The organism is Microvirga sp. HS2 (genome assembly GCF_055792805.1).
Window position 1 is genome coordinate 94,251 of record NZ_JBVVAJ010000011.1, and the last position, 23,156, is coordinate 117,406.

Genomic DNA, 23,156 nt, shown 5'->3' on the forward strand with positions numbered 1-23,156 from the left:
GGCTTACTTGCCCTTGATGTCCACGCCGTAGAAGGTGTGACGGCCGAACGGCGAGAGCTTGAAGTCAACCACTTCCTTGCGGACCGGCTTCAGCTGGACAGCATGAGCGATGGTGAACCACGGAGCCTGCTCCTTGAAGATCACCTGAGCCTGCTCGTAGAGCTTGGTGCGCTCGGCCTGATCGGTCGTGACCTTCGCCTTCGTGACGAGATCGTCGAACGGCTTGTAGCACCACTTGGCGATGTTCGAGCCCGAAGCGCTCTGCGCAGAGGCGCAGCCCAGCAGGGTGTGCAGGAAGTTGTCCGGATCGCCGTTGTCGCCCGTCCAGCCGAGCTGAGCCATCTGGTGCTCGCCGGCCTGAGCGCGCTTGCGGTACTCGCCCCACTCGAAGCTCTTGATCTCGGCCTTCACGCCGACCTTGGCGAGATCAGCCTGCATCAGCTCGGCGATGCGGCGGGCATTCGGGTTGTAGGGACGCTGAACCGGCATGGCCCAGAGGTCGGTCTCGAACCCGTTCGGGTAACCGGCCTCAGCCAGAAGCTTCTTGGCCGCGTCCGGGTTGTACTCGTCTTCCTTGACGGAATTATTGTATCCCCACATGGACGGCGGGATCGGGTTCTTGGCCGGAATGCCAGAGCCGAGGAACACGGCGTCGACGATGGCCTTCTTGTTCATGGCCATGTTCACCGCCTTGCGGACGCGAACGTCGTCGAACGGCTTCTTGGTGGTCTGATAGGCGAGATAGCCGATGTTCAGGCCGGGCTGTTCCAGGATCTGGACGTTCGGGTCCTTCTTCATGGCCTCGAGGTCAGCCGGGTTCGGATACGGCATGACGTGGCACTCGCCCTTCTGGAGCTTCGCCCAGCGCACCGATGCGTCCGGAGTGATCGAGAAGACGAGGTCATCGATCTTTGCCTTGCCGGCCCAGTATTCCGGGAACGCCTTGTAGCGGATGATCGCGTCCTTCTGGTATTGCACCAGGTAGAACGGGCCAGTGCCGATCGGATCCTGGTCGATCTTTTCAGGTGTGCCAGCCTTCATCATGGCATCGGCATATTCCTTCGACTGGACGCTCGCCCACATCATGGCGAGGTCGGCCAGGAACGGAGCCTCAGGCTGGTTCAGGGTCACCTTAACGGTGTAGTCGTCGACCTTCTCGACCGACTTCAGTAGCTTGGGCATGCCCATGTCGCCGAAGTAGGAGTGGTTCGGGCTGGTGACCTTGAAGTACGGATTATCTTCCTTCCACTGACGCTCGAACATGAACACGATGTCGTCGGCGTTCATGTCGCGGGTCGGCTTGAAGCTCTTGTTGGAGTGCCACTTCACGCCCTTGCGGAGGTGGAACGTGTAGACCGTGCCGTCAGCGGACACGTCCCATTTCTCGGCAAGGCTCGGATTGACCTTCGTGCCGCCGCGCTCAAACTCGACGATGCGGTTGTAGATCTGCTCGCTGGCGTCGAACGACGTGCCGGTGGTGTTCACGCCGGGATAGAAGTTCTCCGGGCTGCCCTCGGAGCAGTATACGAGGGTTTTGGCGGCCAGCGGAGCCGCGGCCAGGAATGCCGGGACGCAGATCGCTGCGAAAAGGGCTGATTTCTTCATTATCATGGTCCTCTGAGACGGCGCTACTCGTGGCCGTTCTGTGACGAAGTTAAGGTGCGAAGCCCCAATAATGTCAATCTGTCCCAACAACCTTGGCTAATTTTTGGAATAAATTTACCATTTTGTGCCCGCTCACGCAGTTTCTTTTAAGAAATTGGCCTTTTCAAATTTCCGAGATTCTACGGGATTTGAGGCGCACCGGATCACAAGCCATCCACAGCCGGCTCTGGCCGCGATGGATCCTGCCCTAAGAAGAGGGTGCGAGGCGTAGTTTCCGTAACGTCAAGAATGCGTTCGACAGGGCCTAACCCTGGCGCGAGTGTCCAGGAACGTCGAGGGAAAGGGATCTCACTTTTGAGGCTCCTCCCATGCTTCCGGCTTGGATCGACGTACCGCCGAAAGCGGACCGAAGGGCCGCACGATACACTTGCCTACTGGCGGGCCGGATACTTCGCTTCCATGACTGCGTTCAAGCCGATGCTGGCTTCATCCGAATAGCCGGTGCGTTGAACGGCACGGAATACTTTCTCGGCATCCTGGTGGCGGCCAAGTTTGTAGTAGGACCAGCCACGGATCAGCATGAGATCGGTCTGCTCCGGCACGATCCGGGCGCGCTCGCTCAAGGCCAGGATGGTCTCGACATAGCGCCCGTCGCGATAGGCTGCGAGGGCCCGCTGGCCGAGAATCGAGGCGCTCAGCTCGACGCGCCGCTCGCCTGTCTGCGGCGCCTGGGCTGCGGCCACGGCGGCCTCGGATGTCAGGTTCTTCCGCAGATAAGCGAGAGATTTTCCGTAGGCCGCTTCCTCGCGGGTGCGGGCGCTGCCCCTTTTGATGGCCTCATCGAAGGCGCCGACCGCCTCCAGGGGGCGATTGGCCTCCATCAGGCACCAGCCGAGGGTGAGGGCAGCATCGGGAGCAAGCCCGTCCGGATTGCGTGTCATGACGCAGCCGCGGCGTCCGCTTGTCCGAGTTTCGACCGTCACGGTGCGCAGGCGGGGCTCAGCCGGAACAGGAGTGGAATCCACAAAGGTGCGCGGGGTTTCTGTCCGAACCGGAGCAGGATGCGTCGAGGCTCGCGGAAGGTTTTCCTCCGGCTGCGCCGTCCGGACTGTCGTCATGCGCGCTTGAGTGGCACGGGAAACGGTCCCGTCTGCAAGATCCGCGATCCGCTCTGACCGGTCGCGCCATTGTGCAAGGATGGCGCTGAAGCTGGCCCGGTCGTTCAGGCGCTGGGTCGTGAGGGCGAGGCCATAAGCCGATGGCTCGTCGTCGGCTTTCCAGTCCAGGGCCTGACGGAACCAGCCTCGCGCGGTCGGGAACTGGCTCGTATTATAGGCGTACCAGCCGAGCGCCTGGGCTCCGTCGGGAAAGCGCTGGCTCATGACCACGGGAACGATGCGCGATACGATGCGTGTCTCGAGACGCGGCGGCGGATCCTGAGACAACAGGGCCGTCGCCACGTCGAGATAGACCTTCATGTTCTCTGGGGCCTTGTCCCGCCAGTCATAGGCGAAGGCCTCGGCCTCCGCGAGGCGCTCGAGCGCGCGCAGAGACATGGCGTATCCTTCCGCGGCCTTGTTCCCGCCCTTGCGGTCGAGCGCGGTCTTGAACAGCTCGAGCGCTCGCGCGGGATTGCCGTGGTGATAATTGTACCAAGCGAGGACCAGGACCGGGCCGGGTTCGTCCGAGTTGCGGGTCAGGCGTTCGACGACGGCAAGATCCTCCGCGGTGGCCGTCATCTTCTCGTCGTTCGATGCGCGCTCGGCGCGGCGGCGCGCCAGCTCCTCGCGAATGGAATCGAAGTTGTCGGGCTCGTCGCCGGTTTTGCGCTCGAACTGCAGCAGATCCGCTACCTGGTTGTCCGGCACGAGGCCGAGAGCCTTCTGCACAGTCGCCAGGCGTTCACCGGGGTTGGAGCAGTTGGTGAGGAGATAGGTATAGACGTCGCGCGTGCGGTCGGTCTGCTCCGTCTTGGCGAAGGCCTCGGCGACACGCCAGAGCACGTCCACGTTCACGCAGGTTAGAAGGTTCGGATTTTCGGTAGCGACGGAGAGAACCGTGCGCCACTGGCCGGAATCGGACGCGTTCGTGAGCCGTCGGCGGGCCTCGACGGTTTCGAGCGCCGTCAACAGTTCCGCCGGGGGCTTCCAGTTCGGGTCCGTGGACTGGCGTTCCGCAATGGCCGCGCGCACCTCGGCGATGCGGTCTTCCTTGTAGAGATTCCATAGCCGGTCGATGATCGGATCGACCGTGACCGCTCCGGAGAGCTGGGACAGGTCGCTCGGCGGCGTCCAGTTCGGATAGAGCGCGCGTAGCCGGGCGATCTCCGCATTCACCCGGCGCGTGTCGCCTTGGGATGCGAAGTAGCGCAGGGCCGATTCGTCCACCTGCGGCTGGTTGCTCGATGGGGCAGGCGCAGGAGGCGGCGAGGAAGGCGATTGGCCGCTCTCCTTTCCATCCTGTTGCGCGATTGCCGCGAAGCCCAGAACAAGGATCGCAATCGTTATGGCGCTGCTAACTAAACGCATTGCGGATGTTTTTCACCAAGCCAGGACTTCGTTATCAAATACAAGGTCGACGGATAGTAGAGCTGCTGCTCGAAGGTCTTCAGCGGTTCGGGAACAGGTGTTCCGTCCAGCGCGCAGGCCAGTGCGGCGGAAAGGAGAGCGTAGCCTTGATCGTTCGGCCGCTCCCGGATGCTTCCCGTCACGACGTTGACGATGGCGACCCCCTCGTTCTCTGCAGACCAACGCTGCTTGAGAGCTCGTAGCCACTCCAAATCGGTCATTCCTGCTCTGAGAAGGTAAAGCGGTATCCTTAACGAGTTGTAACCGAACTCCGGAGGAAAGCCGTCAGCGGGCTTGGTCTGCATTCTGCTTTGAATGGAGATCCAGTCGGCAGGAAGCCGGATGCGGCCGGACGTGGCTTGCTGAAGCAGCTCCACGCCTTCCCGCCAGACGCGATTCCACTCGTATTCCGGCGCGAGGCCCGCGAGCACGGGAAATGCTTCGAAGACCCAATAGGACAGGTTGACGACCGGCCCGTCCGGGCGCTCGCCCTCGTTGAAGCCCTCCGCGCCCGGAAGGAGGAAGACGGATCCACGATCGCGCCCGAAGGTGTTCTTGCCAATGGCTTTGGCAAGCTTCTGCGCGGCCGCCGTATATCTGGGCTCCTTCCAGGCGGTGCCGGCCTTCGCCAGCGCATAGGCGATGAGAATGTCTCCATCGGTCGCGTTGTTGCGGTCCGTGACCCGAGGCTTGGCCTTGGGGTCCCATTTCCATGCGACCAGCCCGTCGTCGCGGATCAGCAATTCGGTGAAGACGAAGGTCCAGATGCGTTCGAAAGTGACACGGTCGTTGGCGGCCAGTGCCAGCAGGAGGCCGTAGCCTTGGCCCTCGCTGTGGCTTATATTGCCGTTGGCATTGTCGACGATGCGCCCGTTGTCCTCGATGAAGCGGGAGCGATAGGCTTCCCACTCTGCTGGAGCAAGCGTACCGATCACGTTCAGAGGCTGCACGGACAGGCTCCAGGACGGCGATGTCGAAGTGGTGATCGCGAGAAGCCCGGCGAGAAGCCAGGACAGGAACGGCGAGCTGCGCCCAGCGAGAATTCTCATGAAGGCCGTCCCAGACGCTTGAGGAGCAGATAGGTTCCAGCTCCCAGCAGCAGGCAGCACGCCACCATGAGCAGCGCATATTGGAGAATGTTGGCCGACATCCAGTTTGCCGCGACGAGGCGCATGTTCGACAGGGAAAACGGCTGCGTCTGAACGAAGACGTAATCCTGGATCGGCTCGACCTGCAGCTTGAATTCGCGCGGGTCGAGGGCGACCGCGCGACCGGAAATCTTGGACCATAGAAGCGGATCGGCCATGCGGGCCATTTCCTCGGCCAGGGCCTCCTCCGTGCGGGCGGTCACGAGTGTCCAGACGCCCGCTTCCGGGGTCCGGTTCTGTGCGATGAGGAGGGTCGACCGTTGTGGCGGTTCATAGGGACTGTCGAGACGCTTGTTGAGCGACAGGGAGTTGAGGGACAAGCTGAAAGTGCGCTCCATCCAGTCCTGGAAAGTGCCCAGAGTCTGCTGCAGGAATCCCTGTCGGCGGAAGGACTCCGACCAGCGTTTCCGGATTTCGTCGGTTGAAGCGGTGCTGCTGCGGTCCGCCGAGGTTGGCTTCACGGCCATCGTGAAGTCCGAATTGGCGGCTTGATGGGAAGACGATTCCGCCTGAAGGGGGGTCGCCGGCCAGACCAGACGCAGGTGCTCGGAGACCCGCACACGGCTGAGGAGGCCGGCAGGAATCTGTTCGACGGCGCCGATGAAGACGACGGATGCATCCTCGGCAGAGGCGGCATTGGCGAATTGCGTGCGCATGGGTGTGCCGGCGCTGCGCGCCATGCGGGCCAGGAACGTACCGGCGGCAGCGATATTCAGCGTATCTGGACGGGCCAGCACCACAGTCGTCGGGATGTCCTCGTCGGGGAAATGACCGGCGCTCAGCACACCAAGATCAGGCTGACGTCCAATGCGCCCGAACTCGGGGAATTCGAGACTGCTGGTATCGAAGAGGACGAAACGGTTGGCCTCCGACAATGTCTCGCCCGGCGCGCAGCGATCGTCCGCATCGGTCAGGAGCCCCACCTCCACCGAGACGGTGTTGAGGCCTGACTTGAAGTGTTTCAACGGCAGCCTGATGGCGTGGCGCTTGACGATGTCGCCCTGCGCCGTGATCACGAGCTGCGTGCTGATCCTGTCGTTGACGAAGACGTTCACGTGGCTGCCCGGTTTCACCGCCGCGGTATAGGCCGCATCGATGTAGAGGAGCGCCTCGCCGTACTCCGTCGCATAAAAATCAGGAGGGAGATTCAGGATGAACCGGCTCTTCAGACGCCGGCCCGAGAACTCCTGCGTGGCGATGCCGAGATCTGCGAAGCGGAAGGAATGTCGGCCGAAGGCGGTTTGAACTTCGGGCCAGTGCCATGAGGCGGTGTCGACGATGCCTTGGTCCACTTTCCCCATATTGATGGCCTGCGAACCGATGACGGTGATAGCGGAATCCAGATCACCCCAGCTCGGACCGGACACAACCAGGGTCGATCCTATCGAGCCCGGCTCCTGCAGCATCATGGTCAGGGGCTGGGCCAAAGCGCTGTCCGGTACGCCCGGGAGCATCCCGCGCAATTCTCCGGCGAGCCCCGTCACCACCTTGATCGTGCCGACAGGCGAGGGGCCGGGATCTGCTTCCACCACCTGAATCACAGGGCGCGCATAGCGTCCGCGCAAGGCGATCAGTTGAACGAGGCGCAGCAGGCGGTCACGGATTTCGGGGCGGTAGACTTTGGGGGCGACCACGCGGATCGTCGTGATGCCGGAGGCATCGACACCGACAGCAGGAAGGTCCTCGAGGCTGCGCAGAGTTTTCGTGGCGCCTTCGGCGAAGATGAGCTTGGTCGATGCCGAATCCACGTCGGTCCAGAGCTCATAGGTGGCAGCGATGGTGCAGTCCGTCCGGTGGCGCTGGAAGGCCTCCATGCGGATGAAGTTCAATCCGGCGCGCAGGAGACCCGGCCGTATCGTGGCGGTCACGCTTTTGATGTCTTCGGAGGACTTGATGGGCGTGTCGACCACGGTCTCGCCGTTGATCACGATCCTCAGCCGAGAGCCTTCCGGCATGACCACGACGGCGTTCTTGTATCCGACCGCGATCGATGCGCCGCTCGACGCCTCATCCTGAGTCAGGTGAAACGTCCAGGATTGCGCATCCGTTTCGCCCTCCAGGCGAATGGTCTCGAAGGGCAGGATCGGCCGTTCGATGCGAACGACGGCGGGCCGGGCGGGGATCGTCGGAACGGAGGGCCCGGATGAGAGGGGCGGCGCCGACCCGCTCGGCGCAATCTGAAAGGGCGCTGCGGAGTTTTTCGGTGCTGAGGGCGCGCTTTGTGGGGCCGGGACCTGCGGCGCGGGGGAGGAGCCGCGCATGTCGAACGTGGCAGGCGGAGCCACCCGCTGAGGCGTCTGAGGCTGTGCGGGCTGGTTCGCACTCGCCGGCGGCGTGGCAGGGGAGGTTCCCATGTTGAAGGGAGCGCCCTGCGCCGCTGCCATTCGTACCCCAAGCAGTTCGAAGGTGATGAGGAGAGGGATCAGAAGGGAGCGCACGGCAGGCCTCTATTTCACGGTCGATGCAACGGACGGAACCGGCGGCTTGGACAAACCAATTCGTTGCAGGCCGAAGAGATAGGAAAGGCCTCGTCCTGTCTGATAGAGAGAGACCATGAAGAACCAAAGCGTACCGCGCAGTACGCCGATGTCCTGATGGCGGCGCTTCTGGAACGCACTCCACTGATCCGCATTCGCAAAGACGAGATCGGCGACGAGCTTGTGGTGCTCAGGTGTTTCGATGAGGAAGCGACAGCCCAGCAACAGGCCCTTGTCGTCCATGCCGACCTTGCGGATCTCGATTGGCATCTGCTGCGTCGGAAGGTCGGCGTGGGGCATGAACTCAATGGTTCCGAGCGCGCCCCTCTTGAGGCTTGGTTCGTGGGAGGGCGCTACATGCAGACGCGCGCCACCCACGGAAATGTCGCGCACCGACGCCTCGATGATCTCGTCGCCGAACAGGAAACGGCAAGTGCGGTCGATGTGCACGCGGTGGCTCATGCGTCGCGACGCGCGCTCCGATACGACGCCCAATGCGCAACCCGCAATGATGAGGTTGAGCACGTTCCAGGCGCCCGTCACCAGAGTCAGATCGGCCTTGTAAGGCTCCAGCCACACGCGGATGCCGGTGGCGACGACGCCGAGCAGCAAGATGCCGAAGATGACGAAGTAGGGCATGCCGAGTTCCGAGACGCGGCTCTCCAGCATGGACTCGCCTTTGGACGTGACCTTGAAGGTCGGCTTCTTCGGGTTGGCGATCACCGACAGAATCGCGGGAAGGAGATAGATGGTCTGGATGTACTCGTAGAGATCGGAGATCCAAGGCCAGCGGTAACGACCGTAGAGATAGTTCTGCATCATGAAGTTCACCATCATGTAGGTGAACGTGTAGGCCAGGAACTCACCACCCGACGCCGTGAAGATCTCCAGTGAGAAAAAAAGATAGCAGAGCGGGGACACAAGGAAGCAGAACCGCGAGAACGGGAAGAGCCAGAACAGAGTGCTGGACATATAGGCCAGGCGCTGCGTGAACTTCAGTCCGCGCTTCAGGGGAGGGAAGCGGAAACGCAGGATCTGCATCATGCCCTGCGCCCAGCGGGAGCGCTGGCCGATGAAGCTGGCGAAGGTATCAGGCTGAAGGCCAGCAATCAGCGGCTTGTCGACATAGACGCTGCTCCAGCCGCGTGAATGCAGTTCGAGCGCGGTTTCGCAATCTTCGGTGATGCTCAAGCCGCTGAAGCCGTTCGTCTCCTGCAGGGCCTCGCGCCGGAGCACGGCGGCAGAGCCGCAGAAGAATGCCGCGTCCCACTTGTCCAAGCCACGCTGAATGATGCCGTAGAACATCTCGTTCTCCGAGGGCATCGTCTGAAAGGTGCCGAGATTGCGCTCGAGCGGATCGGGATTGATGAAGAAGTGTGGCGTCTGGACTAGGAATAGGTTTTTGTCGGCGCTAAAGAAACCGACGGTTTCCTCCAGGAAACTGCGAGCCGGTGCATGATCCGCGTCGAAGACGGCAACGAGATCGCCTGTCGAATGGTCGAGGCCATTGTTGAGGTTGCCTGCCTTGGCATGAAGGTTGCGGGCACGGGTCAGGTATTTGACGTCGAGGGCCGTGCAGAGCGTCTGGAGTTCAGCGCGCCGCGCACGGGCCGCTTCGGCTGCGTTGGCATTGTCCGAATTGCACTTTTCGTCGGTTCCACCATCGTCGAGAAGCCAGACGGTGAATTTTTCCGCCGGATAGCTCATAGCTTTCGCGGCAGCGAGGGTTGTCGCCAGAAGGCTTGCATCCTCGTTGTAGCTGGGTACGAAAACGTCGACGGTCGGAAGATTCTCGGGATCGATCTGCGGTGACTTGCGCGAGGGCATCGGGCTCGCCACCACGAAGAGGCTCAAGAAGAGCATCATCACACTGTACATCTCCGCGATGTACAGCAGGATTGCAGGAATAAAGTTCGCAAGCTCAGTGACAGGTGGAATGGTGCTCGTCGTGCGCCAGAAGACGTAGCGCAGCACAATGGCCGTGCCCAAGGACAATGCAATGACACGCCAGACGCCCTGCGCCCTGAAGAATTTCAGCACGATCATGCAGGCCACGACGACAAGGCCTGCCACGAGATGAGTCTGAAGGCTGATGGGAAGGGCGACCAGCAGGACGATGAGCATCGCCGCCACCGCCCATAAGGCTACGAGTGCACCCCTACGCATCCATGTTCTCAGTCTAGGTTGTTATATGCTTGACCTCACGCATAAGCGAGGAACTGCTGAAGGTCTATCGCTATCGATACAATATTGTTCCTGTGTTCTTTAGGAGTTTTTGTCGTGCTGGTAAATTTTTTCTGATGTAATGAAACTTAATTACCGTAGCGTCTCTTGGCTTTTACTGTGAAGGCGGTGGCGGCACCACTGGATATCCGGTCTGGGGAGATGCAACCGGCTCCTGAGGTGCAGGAACCGTGGTCTGCGGAGGCTGTGAAGGAAGGAGGGTATCCTTATCGACCATGCGTTGCGCCGTGCCTGGGCCGGTCCGCACCTGCACCCGCCGCTCGCGGATGACGGTTGCGGGTGCCGCGCTGTTCATGCCCAGCGGATAGATCGGCGCGTCGATCTCGCCAAGATGCGCAGGCACCTGAGGTGGTTCGCCATAGGGGTTCCAGGAGCCGGACGTGTAATAGGCCGAGATGGTGAAACCGTACATGCTACGCAGGAGCTGCTCGGGAGTGGCTGCCGCATCGCACAGTCGCAGGCGAACGGATATGATTCCGCCGGGCACCAGGATGGCGGGTTTATCGGGTTCGATCCGCTGCCAGGCATAGAGGCACATGTCGCCGCTGGCGGACCGGCCAGTGGCGAAGCCGAAGGGGCCGTACTTGTTCTGCACGTAGACGAGGGAGGTCTGCATCTCAATGCCGGGTAGACGCTCTTCCATTTCCCTCTGGATCCGATCCTCCGTCATGGGCGGCAGATTGAGGACATCCTCGATTTCGGACGGGGGGGCGGTTCCGCTGGCGAGGCTCGCATAGAAGGCGTTTTGTCCGGGAGTGAGGGAGGCTGTCGACAGAGCGATTTCCTGCGAGACGCCATTTTTGTAACTACGTTGCAGGACGGCCACGATGGAGGGCCCACCCGGGGGCGGCACGATAACCGCGCGAGTGGAGGGAACCTCGCTCATGAGGGTGGCGAAGCCGAGCTCGGATCGCGTCGTGCAAGCGGTTGCAAGTAGAGGCAGCATCAGGAAGGCCGCCTTGATGCCTCTGGCCCAACCTCCTTCCGAACCAGTGCGCGCCTCAAGCGTCGGGGCGCAGAGGTCGTTTGGATCACGGGGGCGGAAGAACAGCATGAGGAGGTCGCTTCTGGCGGCTGGCCGGCTTTCGGAATGGGCTTGTCCAGGAAGGCTTCACCCCAAGGATCCGACGCATCTGAGGAGTCCTTACCCAGACATGGCCAAACATAGTTAACGAAACGTAAGCACCGACCGGGCTACGGGATTGTTGTCCTTGAAAACCTCCGGGAACCTGCTTGACGGGAGACCGTCAGAGCCTAAAAGCAGGGGCACGTTCTCCGTTGCGCGGCTTTGACCGCCAGCCTAGGCGACTTCAAAAGTCCTTCCCCCGACCTGAGATCTGGGGCCGGGCCGTCTCTCGATTCCGCTTCAAGAACCCAGGCCTGAGAGCCTTTACCCCATGCGATCCGCTTTTCTGCGCAATGCGCTCGTTCTCGGCATGCTGTCCGCCATCGGCCCATTCGCCATCGACATGTACCTGCCGGCCTTCCCGGCGATCGCGCGCGAATTCCAGGTCGATGTGGGCGCTGTCCAGATGAGCCTGATGAGCTTCTTCCTGGCAGTGGCCGTGTGCCAGCTGGCCTATGGCCCGCTCTCTGATCGCTTCGGGCGTAAGCCCCCTCTCTATGGCGGCTTGGGGCTGTTCATTCTCGGGAGCATCGGCTGCAGCTACGCCCCGGATGTGGAAACGCTGATTGCGTTTCGTTTTCTGCAGGGAGTCGGCTCGTGCGCGGCCATGGTGATCCCGCGGGCGATCATTCGCGATCTGCATACGGGCCATGAGGCGGCGCGCCTGATGGCGACCATGATGCTGGTCTTCAGCGTATCGCCGATCCTTGCTCCGCTCGCCGGCAGCACCCTGACCGAGTTTTTCAGCTGGCGCTTCATCTTCTGGGCCATCGCGGCGATCGGCCTTGGAGGATTGGCGGTTCTTCTATTCCTGCTTCCTGAAACGAGGCCCGCCGATGCAGGCCGGCAGAGCCTGACCCAGACGTTTACCGCTTACAGGAGGCTTCTCAAGGATCAGCGCTTTCGGGGGCTCGCCCTCATCGGCGGATTCAGCCAGGCGAGCTTCTTTGCCTATCTCGCGGGCTCCTCCGTGATTTTCATCGAGCATTTCGGCCTGTCCCCGTCGCATTACAGCATGATCTTCGCGTCCAATGCGATCGCCTTCATCGGCAGCGCACAGTTCAACAGCGTGTTCATGCGCCGTTTCGGCGCCGAGCGGGTGGTGCGAATCGCCATTTCTGCTTTCGCTGCTCTGGTGAGCCTGCTGCTCGCCCTGACCCTCGCAGGTGCGGACAACGCCTACATGCTGTGGGGGCTCCTGTTCCTCTCGTTTGGCTGCCTCGGCTACGTCATCCCGTCGACGGCGGTGTTGGCTCTGGAGGAGCACGGACCGATTGCAGGAACGGCATCCGCGCTCATGGGCACTCTGCAGCTCAGCACCGGTGCGGTCCTGATCGCGCTGGTCAGCGTCCTCTACGACGGCACGTCGCTGTCGATGGTCGGCGGCATCGCCGTCTGCGGCTGGGTGGCCTTCACCCTGAGCATGCGCATCCTGAAGCCGCAGCGCGCCTATCCCTGACCGCTTTCCGCGAGGATCCAATCGCGGAAGGAGCGCACCAGGGGGGCCTCTGCCTTGTGCTCCGGGTAGACGAGATAATAGGCTCCGACGCTCAGGATGCTTTGCGGGAAAAGAATCTCGAGACGTCCTGCGGCGAGCTCGTCCGCAATCAGGAAATGGGGGATCAGGCCGACCCCCAACCCCGCGGCGGCAGCCTGCGCGACCATCGCGAATTGTTCGAATCGAGGACCGCGCATGGGGTTGCCGGCATCCACGCTCACGCTCGCGAACCATTCCGCCCAGGCGGTCGGTCGGGTGCTCTGCTGCAGCAGGGTCGCCCGGGAAAGGTCCTGCGGGGAGCCGATCTTCTCCCGCTCCCGGTAAGCCGGGCTGCAGACGGGAACGGCTTCCTCCCTCCGCAACAGGTCGCAAACCGCGCCGGGCCAATGAGGCTCGCCGAAATGAATCGCCGCATCGAAGGGCTCTGCAGAGAAGTCGAACGGAACGAGGCGCACGCCGAAATTCACGGTTGCGCTCGGGTGCTTGGCCAGAAAGTGCGAAATGCGGGGAATAAGCCAGCGGGTGCCGAATGTCGGCAGCGTTGCGAGGTTCAGGACCCCGCTCGTGCCCGAAAGCGCGATAGCCTGGTGAGTGGCATCTGAGAGCTCCGTAAGGGTGTTGCGGACCTGCGACGCATAGAGACGGCCGACATCCGTCAGTACTACCCGCTGGCGGGAGCGGCTGAACAGAGACACGCCAAGGGAGTCTTCGAGCTGCTGGATCTGCCGGGAGACAGCGCTCTGAGTGAGGTTCAGCTCCTCCGCCGCGCGGGAGACGCTGCCATGACGGGCCGTGGCCTCGAAGGCGAGGAGATTGCCGATATTGGGCAGAAAGCCGCGACGGAGCACCAGTTCATTCCGTTTTCGAATAACCTGCTGCGAAGATGTCGCTTTACTTCTCCTCTGTCCAGCGCGATTTTTCCGGCAAAATTCAATAGGTTTGACCGGGTTCCGGAATAACCTCCCGCGCTACACGTAAGAGGATTGCTCATCATGGCAGGTGCACACCAGGAAATCGCGAAGCTCAAGTGGGACGATCCGCTTCTCCTTGACGATCTGCTCACCGATGACGAGCGCATGATCCGCGACACGGCCCGCGCCTACGCTCAGGACAAGCTCCTGCCGCGCGTGATCGAGGCCTATCGCGAGGAGCGTACGGATCGCGAGATCTTTAACGAGATGGGCGAGCTCGGCCTCCTGGGCGTGACCCTGCCGGAGGAATATGGCTGCGCAGGCGCTTCCTATGTCTCTTACGGCCTTGTCGCCCGTGAGGTGGAGCGCGTCGATTCCGGTTATCGCTCCATGATGAGCGTGCAGTCGTCCCTCGTCATGTATCCCATCTATGCATATGGCTCCGAAGAACAGCGCCGGAAGTACCTGCCCAAGCTCGCCTCGGGCGAGTTTGTGGGCTGCTTCGGTCTGACCGAGCCGGACGCAGGCTCTGACCCGGCCGGCATGAAGACCCGCGCCGAGAAGATCGACGGCGGCTATCGCCTGAAGGGTTCGAAGATGTGGATTTCGAACTCTCCCATCGCGGACGTGTTCGTGGTGTGGGCGAAGTCGGAAGCTCATGACAACCAGATCCGCGGCTTCGTGCTGGAGAAGGGGATGAAGGGCCTCTCCGCGCCCAAGATCGGCGGCAAGCTCTCGCTACGCGCCTCCATTACCGGCGAGATCGTCATGGACGGGGTCGAGGTCGGCGAGGATGCGCTGCTGCCAAACGTCTCCGGCCTCAAAGGTCCGTTCGGCTGCCTCAACCGCGCGCGCTATGGCATTTCCTGGGGCGCCATGGGGGCGGCGGAAGATTGCTGGCACCGGGCGCGCCAATACACGCTCGACCGCAGGCAGTTCGACAAGCCGCTCGCGGCCACTCAGCTCGTGCAGAAGAAGCTCGCGGACATGATGACCGAGATCACCCTCGGCCTCCATGCGTCCCTTCGCGTCGGTCGTCTCTTCGACGAAGGCCGCATGGCTCCGGAGATGATCTCGCTCGTCAAGCGCAATAACTGCGGCAAGGCTCTCGAGATCGCCCGGGCGGCCCGCGACATGCACGGCGGCAATGGCATTCAGGAAGAGTACCATGTGATGCGCCACGCGCAGAACCTGGAGACGGTGAACACCTATGAGGGCACGCACGACGTGCACGCTCTCATCCTTGGCCGCGCGCAGACGGGCCTGCAGGCGTTCTTCTAAAACAAGTCTGCGCCGAAACCTCTCCTCCCCCTCGTGGGGAGGGGACATCGAGGAGCCCTCTTCGCTTCGTCGTGAAAGGAAATGGTGAGCCACATGTCTCTTCGGATCACTCTGGCAGGATCGACGGGCTGGGTCGGCAGGGCGCTGGTGGAGGCGATCGTCGCCGCCGACGATCTGGAACTCGTCGGCGCGGTCAGTCGCAGCGCGGCGGGGCAGGATGCCGGCGAAGCCGCTGGCCTCGCCCGGCTCGGCGTTAAGGTCAGCGCGACGCTCGAAGAGGCCCTGGAAGCACCATCCGACGTAGTGATCGACTACACCAAGCCCGACGCCGTCAAAGGGCATGCTCTGACTGCGCTGGCTCATGGCCGTTCCGTCGTGATCGGCACGTCGGGCCTCTCCGCCGGTGATTATGCGGAGATCGACCGTCATGCCATCGATGCCGAGCGGGGCGTGCTCGCAGCGGGCAACTTCTCGATCACGGCGACGCTGCTGCGCCGTTTCGCGTTGGAGGCCGCCCGCTATGTGCCGGACGTGGAGGTGATCGACTACGCATCCGCCACGAAACCCGATACACCTTCCGGCACGGCGCGCGAACTCGCCGAACTCTTGAGCGACATGCGCCAGCCTGCGACATCGAAACCGGTCGGCGAGCTGGCCGGTGTGCGTGAAACGCGCGGTGGCGCTCTCGGCGCTAAGGAGCCGGTGCAGGTCCATTCTCTGCGCATGCCGTCCTTCGTTCTGTCCTGCGAGGCCGTTTTCGGTGCGAACAACGAACGCCTCGTGATCCGCCACGATGCCGGATCGTCTGCCGCTCCCTACGTCGCCGGCACATTGCTGGCGGCACGCCGTGTCTCCTCGTTCATCGGATTGAAGCGCGGCCTCGATGCCGTGATGGATTGATTTTCATGAAGCCGCTTGCAGGTCTCAAGGTCCTCGAACTTGCCCGCATTCTCGCCGGCCCCTGGGTTGGTCAGATGCTCGCCGATCTCGGCGCGGACGTGGTGAAGGTGGAGCGCCCCGGCGCGGGCGACGACACGCGCGGGTGGGGACCTCCTTTCGTGGAGGCCGCCGATGGCGGCGACCTGTCGGCGGCGTATTTCCATTCCTGTAATCGGGGCAAGCGCTCCATCGCGGTCGACTTCGAGAACGCGGAGGGGCAGGCGCTCGTGCGCAAGCTCGCGGCCCATGCCGATGTGGTGATCGAGAACTTCAAGGTCGGCGGGCTGAAGAAATACGGACTCGATTACGAAAGCCTCAAAAGCGTCAATCCGCGCCTCGTCTATTGCTCCATCACGGGCTTCGGTCAGAGCGGACCCTATGCGTCGCGCGCTGGCTACGACTTCATGATCCAGGGCCTCGGCGGGATCATGGATCTCACCGGCGACCCGGAGGGCGAGCCGCAGAAGATCGGCGTGGCCTATGTCGATATCTTCACGGGCGTCTACTCCGTCGTCGGTATTCTCGCGGCCCTGCGCCGTCGCGATCAGACGGGAGAGGGGGCCCATCTCGATATGGCGCTTCTCGACGTGCAGACGAGCGTACTGGCCAATCAGGCCATGAATTACCTGGCCTCCGGCAAGTCGCCCCGCCGCATGGGCAATGCGCATCCCAACATCGTGCCCTATCAGGTGTTTCCGGTATCCAATGGCCATGTCATCGTAGCGGTGGGCAACGATGGGCAGTTCTCCCGTTTCGCCGCCGTCCTGGGGCAGCCCGAGCTCGTGCAGGACGAACGTTTCGCCACCAATGCGGGACGTGTGCGTCACCGTGCCGAACTCGTGCCGATCCTCACCAAGCTCACGCTTCAGACTACGCGCGAGGCTCTGCTGGCGGCGCTTGAAAAGCAAGGCGTTCCGGCGGGGCCCATCAACACCGTGGAGGATGTGTTCGCCGATCCTCAGGTGATCGCACGGGGCATGAAGATCGACCTTCCTTCTGCCGTTGCGAAGGGTGGTGCGATCCCGTCCGTGCGTTCGCCGATCGTCATGAATGGCGAACCCATGGCGGCCGCGCGTCCCTCGCCGCGCCTCGGAGAGCATACAGAAGAGGTGCTGAGCGATCCGGGCTGGATGGCTTAGAGGACTTTCGGCGAAGGAGATCCGGTTCGCTGCCAAGAAATGCGGCCAAGCGGAAGAAAAGGAGCTGTTTCTACGAAAGGGAACAGTTCTATGGCGCAATGCCCTTGGTGAGCAGGCGGTTGATCATGCCGACAATCCGCTCCCGGTCCTGATCCGAGAACGGGCTGAGCCTGTGCATTTCCAGATTGCTGAGGCCCTCGACAGCAAGCCAGCCGAGGAGGGCCGCCTCGACATCGTCCGACCGTGTCTTCAATTGTTCCACTGTTGCGGCGATCACCTGACGCACCGGGTCGAGCAGGCGAGGGTTTTCGGCGGCGGCGGCCATCATGCCGGTGGCGATCTCCTGCATCGTGCCACCACAGCACATGTTCAGCAGGCTCGTGGTGGCTACGCGGGCTTCCAGGTTGGGCCCGGGCTCCATCTGGTCGCGCAGAGCCTCCTTGGCCTCCGAGACCTGATCGATCATGCGCTGGATCATCGCCTGCAACAGCGCGTCCTTGCTCGGGAAGTTGTAGAGAAGCCCCCCCTTGCTGAGGCCGGCCCTTTCGGCCACTGCGTCGAGCGTAAGGCGACCGGCCCCGATTTCAGCGACAAGTTCCGCGGCCGCGTCGAGAATCTTCTCGCGGGAACTCTTGCGGCCTCGAACATTCTCGAACATTCGCTACTCTTGCAACTAAACCGTCCAGTCGGTATATAAATGCTGCCGCAGCATTGGCGTCAAGGGCAAGTTGAGCTAATGCCGCACCCCCATCTTCATCTTTAAACCCGCTCGGCGGGCCTGTAACTCCTGGAAGAAGCCTATGAAACGGCGCATCATCGTTAGTCTCGTCTTCATTTTTGCGATCTTGCTCTGTGCCGGCCTGGTGGGGTTCAACATCTTCCGGGACAAGATGATCACCCAGTTCTTCGCCAACATGCAGCAGCCGCCGCAGGCCGTGACCGCTGCCAAGGTCGAGGCCAAGACCTGGACGCCGAGCATCAGCGCCATCGGCACGGCTCGGGCGGCGAATGGTGTCGAACTCGCCTTTGAGACGCCGGGCATCGTCAAGGAGATCAAGTTCAAAGCGAACCAGAGCATCCGTGAAGGCGACGTTCTCGTTCAGCTCGACGATACCGTCGAGCGCGCGGACATTCAGGACGTCCAGGCAGCGGTGAAGACCGCGGAGAGCGCCTTCGAGCGCGCCAAGACCCTGTCCGCGCGCGGCTATGGTACGGAGGCCAACCTCGATCAGGCGAGTGCCCTGCTCGCAGCCGCACGCTCCCGCCTTGCACGCCTCCAGGCGACTCTCGAGCAGAAGGCTCTGAAGGCGCCCTTCTCGGGTGTGATCGGCATTCCGCGGGTCGATGTCGGGCAGTATCTTCAGCCCGGTTCGGTGATTGCGAGCTTCCAGGATCTCGATTCGATGAAGGTTGACTTCACCGTTCCCGAGCAGATGGCCAACAACATCAAGCTTGGCCAGGAAGTGCGCATCGGCGTGAATGAGGCCGATCTCCCGTTCAAGGGCCATGTCACAGGCAAGGATCCGCGGGTCGATCCGAAGACACGCCTCGTTTCCGTGCAGGCTCTCATCGAGGACAACAAGGCAAGGGCGGTTCTGCCCGGCCAGTTCCTTCATGTGGAGGTGGTCCTGCCCGAGGAGCCGAACGTCATCACCGTGCCACAGACGGCGGTTATCACCAGCCTCTACGGTGACTACGTCTATACGATCGAGCAGGAAGAGCGTGCAGGCAACCAGGTCCAGGTCGCACGTCAGGTCTTCGTGAAAACCGGCCGCCGTCGCGGCGGTGTTCTCGAAGTCCTCTCCGGCATCACACCGGGCCAGCAGGTCGTCGCCTCGGGGCAGAACAAGCTGCAGGCCGGCGCGACGGTCAAGATCAATAACAGCATTGACGTGACGAGGCTCGACGCGACCAAGCTCGCGAACGGGCAATAGGCAAAACGCCATGAGTTTCACAGAGCTATTCATTCGCCGCCCCGTCCTGTCGATGGTGGTGAGCCTCCTGATCCTGTTGCTCGGTGCGCAGGGTCTGATGAACCTTCAGGTGCGTCAGTATCCTGAGGTCGAGGAAACCACGATCACCATTACGACGGCCTATACGGGCGCGAGCGCGGACCTGATCCAGGGCTTCATCAGCACGCCCATCGCTAAGTCCGTGTCCAGTGCGGAAGGCGTCGATTACGTCACGACGCAGAGCCGCCTCGGCGTGAGCACGGTGTCCGTGCGCATGCGCCTGAACACCGATCCCAACGCGGCTCTCACGGAAGTCACCGCGAAGGTGCAGCAGGTGCGCGCGCAGCTTCCGCAGGAGGCTGAGGATCCGGTGATCGTGAAGGGCACGGGCCAGACCTTCGCCCTCATGTACATCACCTTCGCCTCGACGGAGATGAACCCGGAACAGGTGTCGGAATTCCTGACGCGCGTGGTGCAGCCGCGCTTTGCCACTCTCGACGGTGTCGGCAATGCCGAAATCCTCGGCGGACGCGATTTCGCCATGCGTGTGTGGATGGACCCCGTGCGCCTCGCCGCCCGTGGCGTGACCGCCGGCGACGTGGTGTCGGCAATCAGCGCCAACAACTTCCTCGCGGCTCCCGGCAAGACGCAGAACGAGTACGTCGCCTATTCGCTGCAGATGCAGACCACTCTGCAGACGCCGGAAACCTTCGGTGCGCTGCCGATCCGCTCGAACGGCGACCAAGTCGTGCGCCTGCGCGACGTGGCCGATGTGGAACTCGGGCCCAAGAGCACGGACGTCAAGGTGAGCTTCAACGGCAAGGAAGGCACCTTCATCGGCGTGACACCGACGCCGTCAGCCAACCCGCTGACGGTCGCCGAGGAAGTGACGAAAGCCATCGAGCAGATCCGTCCGACCCTGCCCAAGGGCATGACCGTGCAGATCGTCTACGATGCCTCGGACTTCATCTCGGCCTCGATCGAGGAGGTGTTCAAGACCATCGGTGAGGCAGCGCTCATCGTGGTGGTGGTGATCCTGCTGTTCCTGGGCTCGTTCCGCTCGGTGCTGATCCCCATCGTGACGATTCCGCTCTCGCTTATCGGCGTTTGCTTCTTCCTCTATGCGCTGGGCTACTCGATCAACCTTCTGACCCTGTTGGCGATGGTGCTCGCCATCGGCCTCGTGGTCGATGACGCCATCGTGGTTCTGGAGAATATCCACCGCCACATCGAGGAGGGGCTGAAGCCGGTCGATGCCGCCATCGTGGGCATGAAGGAGATCTTCCTGCCCATCGTGTCGATGACGATCACGCTAGCGGCCGTGTATGCGCCCATCGGCTTCACGCAGGGCCTGACCGGCTCGCTCTTCCGCGAGTTCGCCTTCACCCTCGCCGGTGCGGTGATCATCTCGGGCGTCATCGCGATCACGCTCTCACCCATGATGTCGTCGAAGCTCCTGAAGTCCCATGCCGGACAGAGCCGGTTCGCGAGGTTCGTCGACAGCACCTTCACGCGCCTCGAGAACTGGTATGGGCGTCGCCTGAAGGGCTCGCTCGACTATCGCCCCGTCACGCTCATCATCGTGTTCGCTCTGCTCGGGACGACGGGCTATCTCTTCTCGAAGACCTCATCCGAGCTCGCGCCGGAAGAGGACCAGGGCGCCTATCTCGGTCTCGTCAACGCGCCGAAATATGCGACCGCAGATTATACGCAGGAGTTCTCGAAGCAGTTCACGGGAGCGGCCGAGAACATCCCTGAGATCGACGCCAGCTTCCTCATCGTCGGCATCGACGGGGGCGGCGGAGGCTTCGTCGGTTTCAAGCTGAAACCGTGGAACGAGCGCGAGAAGAAGGGCGCGCAGACCAAGCAGGAAATTCAGAACCTGCTGAACGAGAATGGCGGCCTGCAAGCCTTCGTCTTCGCGCCTCCGTCGCTGCCAGGCGCCGGCGGCGGTCTCCCGATCCAGTACGTGCTGCGGACCATCGGCGATCCGGCGCAGGCCTACGAAGTCGGGGAACAGGTGCGTCAGCGTGCTCAGAAATCGGGCAAGTTCATCGTCGTGCAGAACTCGATTTCGTACGAGACGCCTCGGGCGCGCATTACGGTGGATCGCGATCGCGCGGCGGCTCTCGGTGTGCCGGTCAGTCAGATCGGCACCACGTTGGGCGCGCTCGTCGGTGGAGCCCCGATCTCGAAGTTTGATCGGGACAACCGCAGCTATGACGTCGTGAGCCAGGTCCGTCAGTCCGACCGCCTGAATCCGGAGCTTCTGGGCCAGTATTATGTACGGGCGGCGGATGGCTCCATGGTCCCGCTCTCGGCTCTGGTGCGGATCGAGACGGATGCCGCACCTGCGACGATCGAGCAGTTCAACCAGCTCAATGCGGCCACCATCTCGGCGTTGCCCTTGCCCGGCGTGACCACGTCGGAGGGGCTGGCCACTCTGCGCTCCATCGCGCGGGAGGTGATGCCTCAAGGCTTCTACGAGGATTACGCCGGCCAGTCGCGCCTCGAAGTCCAGGAAGGAAGCTCCATTCTGCTCGCCTTCGGTCTCGCCGTCATCGTGATCTATCTGGTGTTGGCCGCGCAGTTCGAGAGCTTCCGCGATCCGTTCATCATCATGATGTCGGTGCCGCTCTCCATGTTCGGCGCCATGATCTTCCTGAACGTGGGGCTGGCGACGCTCAACATCTACACGCAGGTCGGCCTGATCACCCTCGTGGGGCTCATCACCAAGCACGGCATTCTGATGGTGGAGTTCGCCAACGAGCTGAAGGAGAAGCGCGGAGTCAACAAGCGAGAAGCGATCCAGGAGGCGGCCCGCGTCCGTCTGCGCCCGATCCTCATGACCACGGCGGCCATGGTGCTCGGCGTCGCTCCGCTGCTTTATGCCAGCGGTGCGGGTGCGGCGGCTCGCTTTTCCATGGGCCTCGTGATCGCGTCAGGCATGTCGATCGGCACGATCTTTACGCTCTTCGTGGTGCCGATGTTCTACACCTACATCTCCAAGGAGACCGCCAGGAGCGGCCGGACGGGCGAAGAGCATGCCCGTCATCAGGCGGCGCTGGCGGCGGAATGAAACGAGAAAGGCCGGACATCGCTGTCCGGCCTTTTTAATTTTTCTGAAAGGGTAGGGGCGACTGGGGGCTCCATCCCCTCCTTAAATCCGATTGGAAGCAGCCTTAACGGGCGAGCTCGCCTTCGACTTCCATGAAGGGCGAGACCGACTTGAAGCCGGCCTGCTCGGCAGCCTTGCGGACGGCCTCTGCCACTTCCGTGGAATGAACCTCGATGGTTTCGCCGGTCTTGGAATCCACGAACATGATCTTCATGGCGTTCACGTCCGGCTGGCCATGGGAGACCACGTAGGAGTTCTGCGTGGCCAGGCGGTGAACGAGGCCGGCATCCCGCAGGAAGTCGAGAGCCCGATAGATCGTCACGGGCGCCAGGCGTTTTTTGTCGCTGCTGAGACGGTCGACGAGATCATAAGCACCCACCGGGCCACCGCTCTGGACCAGCTCGCGGTAGACGCGCTCGCGAATGGGCGTCAGACGAAGATTGTTCTGACGGCATAGATCGTCCGCACGGCGGAGGAGGTTCTCTTCTTCTTCTTTTCTGAGGGCTCTGGTGCTCATGGGCCACACTCCTGTTATTTCAAAACCTACCTATTCATATAGGTGAAGTGCCGGCCGAACAATGTGTTATCGTTGCAATCAAGTATTGCAATTCTGCATTTTCCCCAGCGGAATTTGGCGAATTAGCAGAGAGTTCCCCAAAAACGAGCTATATAGAAACAATATATCAGATGAGTGATGCTTAGGTTTCAGCCTATCGATCACTTTGAGCAGGTCGAGCAGAGGCCACGAATCTCAACGATCACCTTCTTGGAGCAGAAGGAATGATCATCACTCCACTGGGTCAGGCGCTCGTTGAGGCCCGAATCGCTGAATTCCGTGACAAGGCCGCAGTTCTCACAAATGGCAAAGGCCGCCAACTCGCGATCATGGGGATGTTTGCAGGCTATATAGGCGTTAAGGCTCTCAAGCCGATGGGCCAGCCCCTTCTCGATGAGCTTGTCGAGGGAACGGTAGACGGTCGGAGGCGTGACAGCGCCCTTGGCCCGCAGCTTATCGAGCACCTCATAGGCCGAAAGGGGATTCTCTGCCGCGCTGAGAATACGGTGAACGCGCTTCTGGGTGTCGTTCAACTCCTCGAGGGCTTGGTGATGATTCGCTGCCATGACGGGGTAGGTTTCCGGAGAAGGCTTGG

Annotated in this window: 16 protein-coding genes; 6 read left to right on the forward strand and 10 right to left on the reverse strand. The window is 62.0% G+C overall.

The genetic code is table 11. The annotated features are described in order from the left end of the window. Positions 1-3 precede the first annotated feature (3 nt). From ACS5Q0_RS12270 to bcsN, 6 genes are all read right to left on the reverse strand, one after another. Complete coding sequence (locus tag ACS5Q0_RS12270) at positions 4-1,605, reverse strand: ABC transporter substrate-binding protein (protein ID WP_473126915.1); 1,602 nt, start codon at positions 1,603-1,605, stop codon at positions 4-6. Between the two features lie 431 nt (positions 1,606-2,036). Beyond that, positions 2,037-4,133: a tetratricopeptide repeat protein gene (locus ACS5Q0_RS12275; protein ID WP_473126916.1), complete on the reverse strand. Its 2,097-nt coding sequence runs from the start codon at positions 4,131-4,133 to the stop codon at positions 2,037-2,039. Next, positions 4,124-5,221 (reverse strand): family 8 glycosyl hydrolase, encoded by a 1,098-nt coding sequence (locus ACS5Q0_RS12280; RefSeq protein ID WP_473126917.1) that lies wholly within the window; start codon positions 5,219-5,221, stop codon positions 4,124-4,126. Before ACS5Q0_RS12280 ends, ACS5Q0_RS12275 begins: the two co-directional genes overlap by 10 nt. Further along, entirely contained in the window at positions 5,218-7,758 is a 2,541-nt protein-coding gene (locus ACS5Q0_RS12285) for a cellulose biosynthesis cyclic di-GMP-binding regulatory protein BcsB (protein ID WP_473126918.1), read from the reverse strand. Before ACS5Q0_RS12285 ends, ACS5Q0_RS12280 begins: the two co-directional genes overlap by 4 nt. 9 nt (positions 7,759-7,767) lie before the next feature. Further along, on the reverse strand, positions 7,768-9,963 hold the full coding sequence (gene bcsA, locus ACS5Q0_RS12290; RefSeq protein WP_473126919.1) for a UDP-forming cellulose synthase catalytic subunit: 2,196 nt from the start codon (positions 9,961-9,963) through the stop codon (positions 7,768-7,770). A gap of 172 nt (positions 9,964-10,135) precedes the next feature. Beyond that, complete coding sequence (gene bcsN, locus ACS5Q0_RS12295; RefSeq protein WP_473126920.1) at positions 10,136-11,095, reverse strand: cellulose biosynthesis protein BcsN; 960 nt, start codon at positions 11,093-11,095, stop codon at positions 10,136-10,138. A 343-nt stretch (positions 11,096-11,438) separates the two neighbouring features. Here bcsN and ACS5Q0_RS12300 point away from each other — a divergent pair, with 343 nt between their 5' ends. Next, positions 11,439-12,626 (forward strand): multidrug effflux MFS transporter, encoded by a 1,188-nt coding sequence (locus tag ACS5Q0_RS12300; RefSeq protein WP_473126921.1) that lies wholly within the window; start codon positions 11,439-11,441, stop codon positions 12,624-12,626. Here ACS5Q0_RS12300 and ACS5Q0_RS12305 read toward each other — a convergent pair. Beyond that, the gene (locus ACS5Q0_RS12305; RefSeq protein ID WP_473126922.1) at positions 12,617-13,513 is read right to left on the reverse strand and encodes a LysR family transcriptional regulator; all 897 of its coding nucleotides are present in this window, start codon (positions 13,511-13,513) and stop codon (positions 12,617-12,619) included. The two genes, ACS5Q0_RS12300 and ACS5Q0_RS12305, sit on opposite strands and share 10 nt — an antisense overlap. A 144-nt stretch (positions 13,514-13,657) precedes the next feature. On the opposite strand from ACS5Q0_RS12305, the gene ACS5Q0_RS12310 reads away from it, so the two are divergent. From ACS5Q0_RS12310 to ACS5Q0_RS12320, 3 genes are all read left to right on the forward strand, one after another. After that, positions 13,658-14,857, forward strand: coding sequence for an acyl-CoA dehydrogenase (locus tag ACS5Q0_RS12310; RefSeq protein ID WP_473126923.1), 1,200 nt, complete (start codon positions 13,658-13,660; stop codon positions 14,855-14,857). 93 nt (positions 14,858-14,950) lie between these two features. Continuing rightward, positions 14,951-15,757 carry a 4-hydroxy-tetrahydrodipicolinate reductase gene (gene dapB / locus ACS5Q0_RS12315; RefSeq protein ID WP_473126924.1) on the forward strand — a complete coding sequence of 269 codons (807 nt, stop codon included), beginning with the start codon at positions 14,951-14,953 and terminating at the stop codon, positions 15,755-15,757. A gap of 5 nt (positions 15,758-15,762) precedes the next feature. Beyond that, positions 15,763-16,935 carry a CaiB/BaiF CoA transferase family protein gene (locus tag ACS5Q0_RS12320; RefSeq protein WP_473126925.1) on the forward strand — a complete coding sequence of 391 codons (1,173 nt, stop codon included), beginning with the start codon at positions 15,763-15,765 and terminating at the stop codon, positions 16,933-16,935. An 88-nt stretch (positions 16,936-17,023) separates the two neighbouring features. On the opposite strand, the gene ACS5Q0_RS12325 is transcribed toward ACS5Q0_RS12320, so the two are convergent. Then, positions 17,024-17,593, reverse strand: a complete 570-nt coding sequence (locus ACS5Q0_RS12325) for a TetR/AcrR family transcriptional regulator (protein WP_473126926.1) — start codon at positions 17,591-17,593, stop codon at positions 17,024-17,026. A gap of 142 nt (positions 17,594-17,735) precedes the next feature. Here ACS5Q0_RS12325 and ACS5Q0_RS12330 point away from each other — a divergent pair, with 142 nt between their 5' ends. Together ACS5Q0_RS12330 and ACS5Q0_RS12335 are read left to right on the forward strand one after the other, a co-directional pair. Next, a complete protein-coding gene (locus ACS5Q0_RS12330; protein ID WP_473126927.1) occupies positions 17,736-18,869 on the forward strand; it encodes an efflux RND transporter periplasmic adaptor subunit in 1,134 nt (377 codons plus the stop codon). 10 nt (positions 18,870-18,879) lie between these two features. Then, a complete protein-coding gene (locus ACS5Q0_RS12335; RefSeq protein ID WP_473126928.1) occupies positions 18,880-21,966 on the forward strand; it encodes an efflux RND transporter permease subunit in 3,087 nt (1,028 codons plus the stop codon). Between the two features lie 103 nt (positions 21,967-22,069). Here ACS5Q0_RS12335 and ACS5Q0_RS12340 read toward each other — a convergent pair whose 3' ends face one another. Both ACS5Q0_RS12340 and ACS5Q0_RS12345 read right to left on the reverse strand, forming a co-directional pair. Then, the gene (locus ACS5Q0_RS12340) at positions 22,070-22,522 is read right to left on the reverse strand and encodes a Fur family transcriptional regulator (protein ID WP_473126929.1); all 453 of its coding nucleotides are present in this window, start codon (positions 22,520-22,522) and stop codon (positions 22,070-22,072) included. A gap of 200 nt (positions 22,523-22,722) precedes the next feature. Further along, positions 22,723-23,127: a Fur family transcriptional regulator gene (locus ACS5Q0_RS12345; RefSeq protein ID WP_473126930.1), complete on the reverse strand. Its 405-nt coding sequence runs from the start codon at positions 23,125-23,127 to the stop codon at positions 22,723-22,725. Positions 23,128-23,156: the final 29 nt, after the last annotated feature.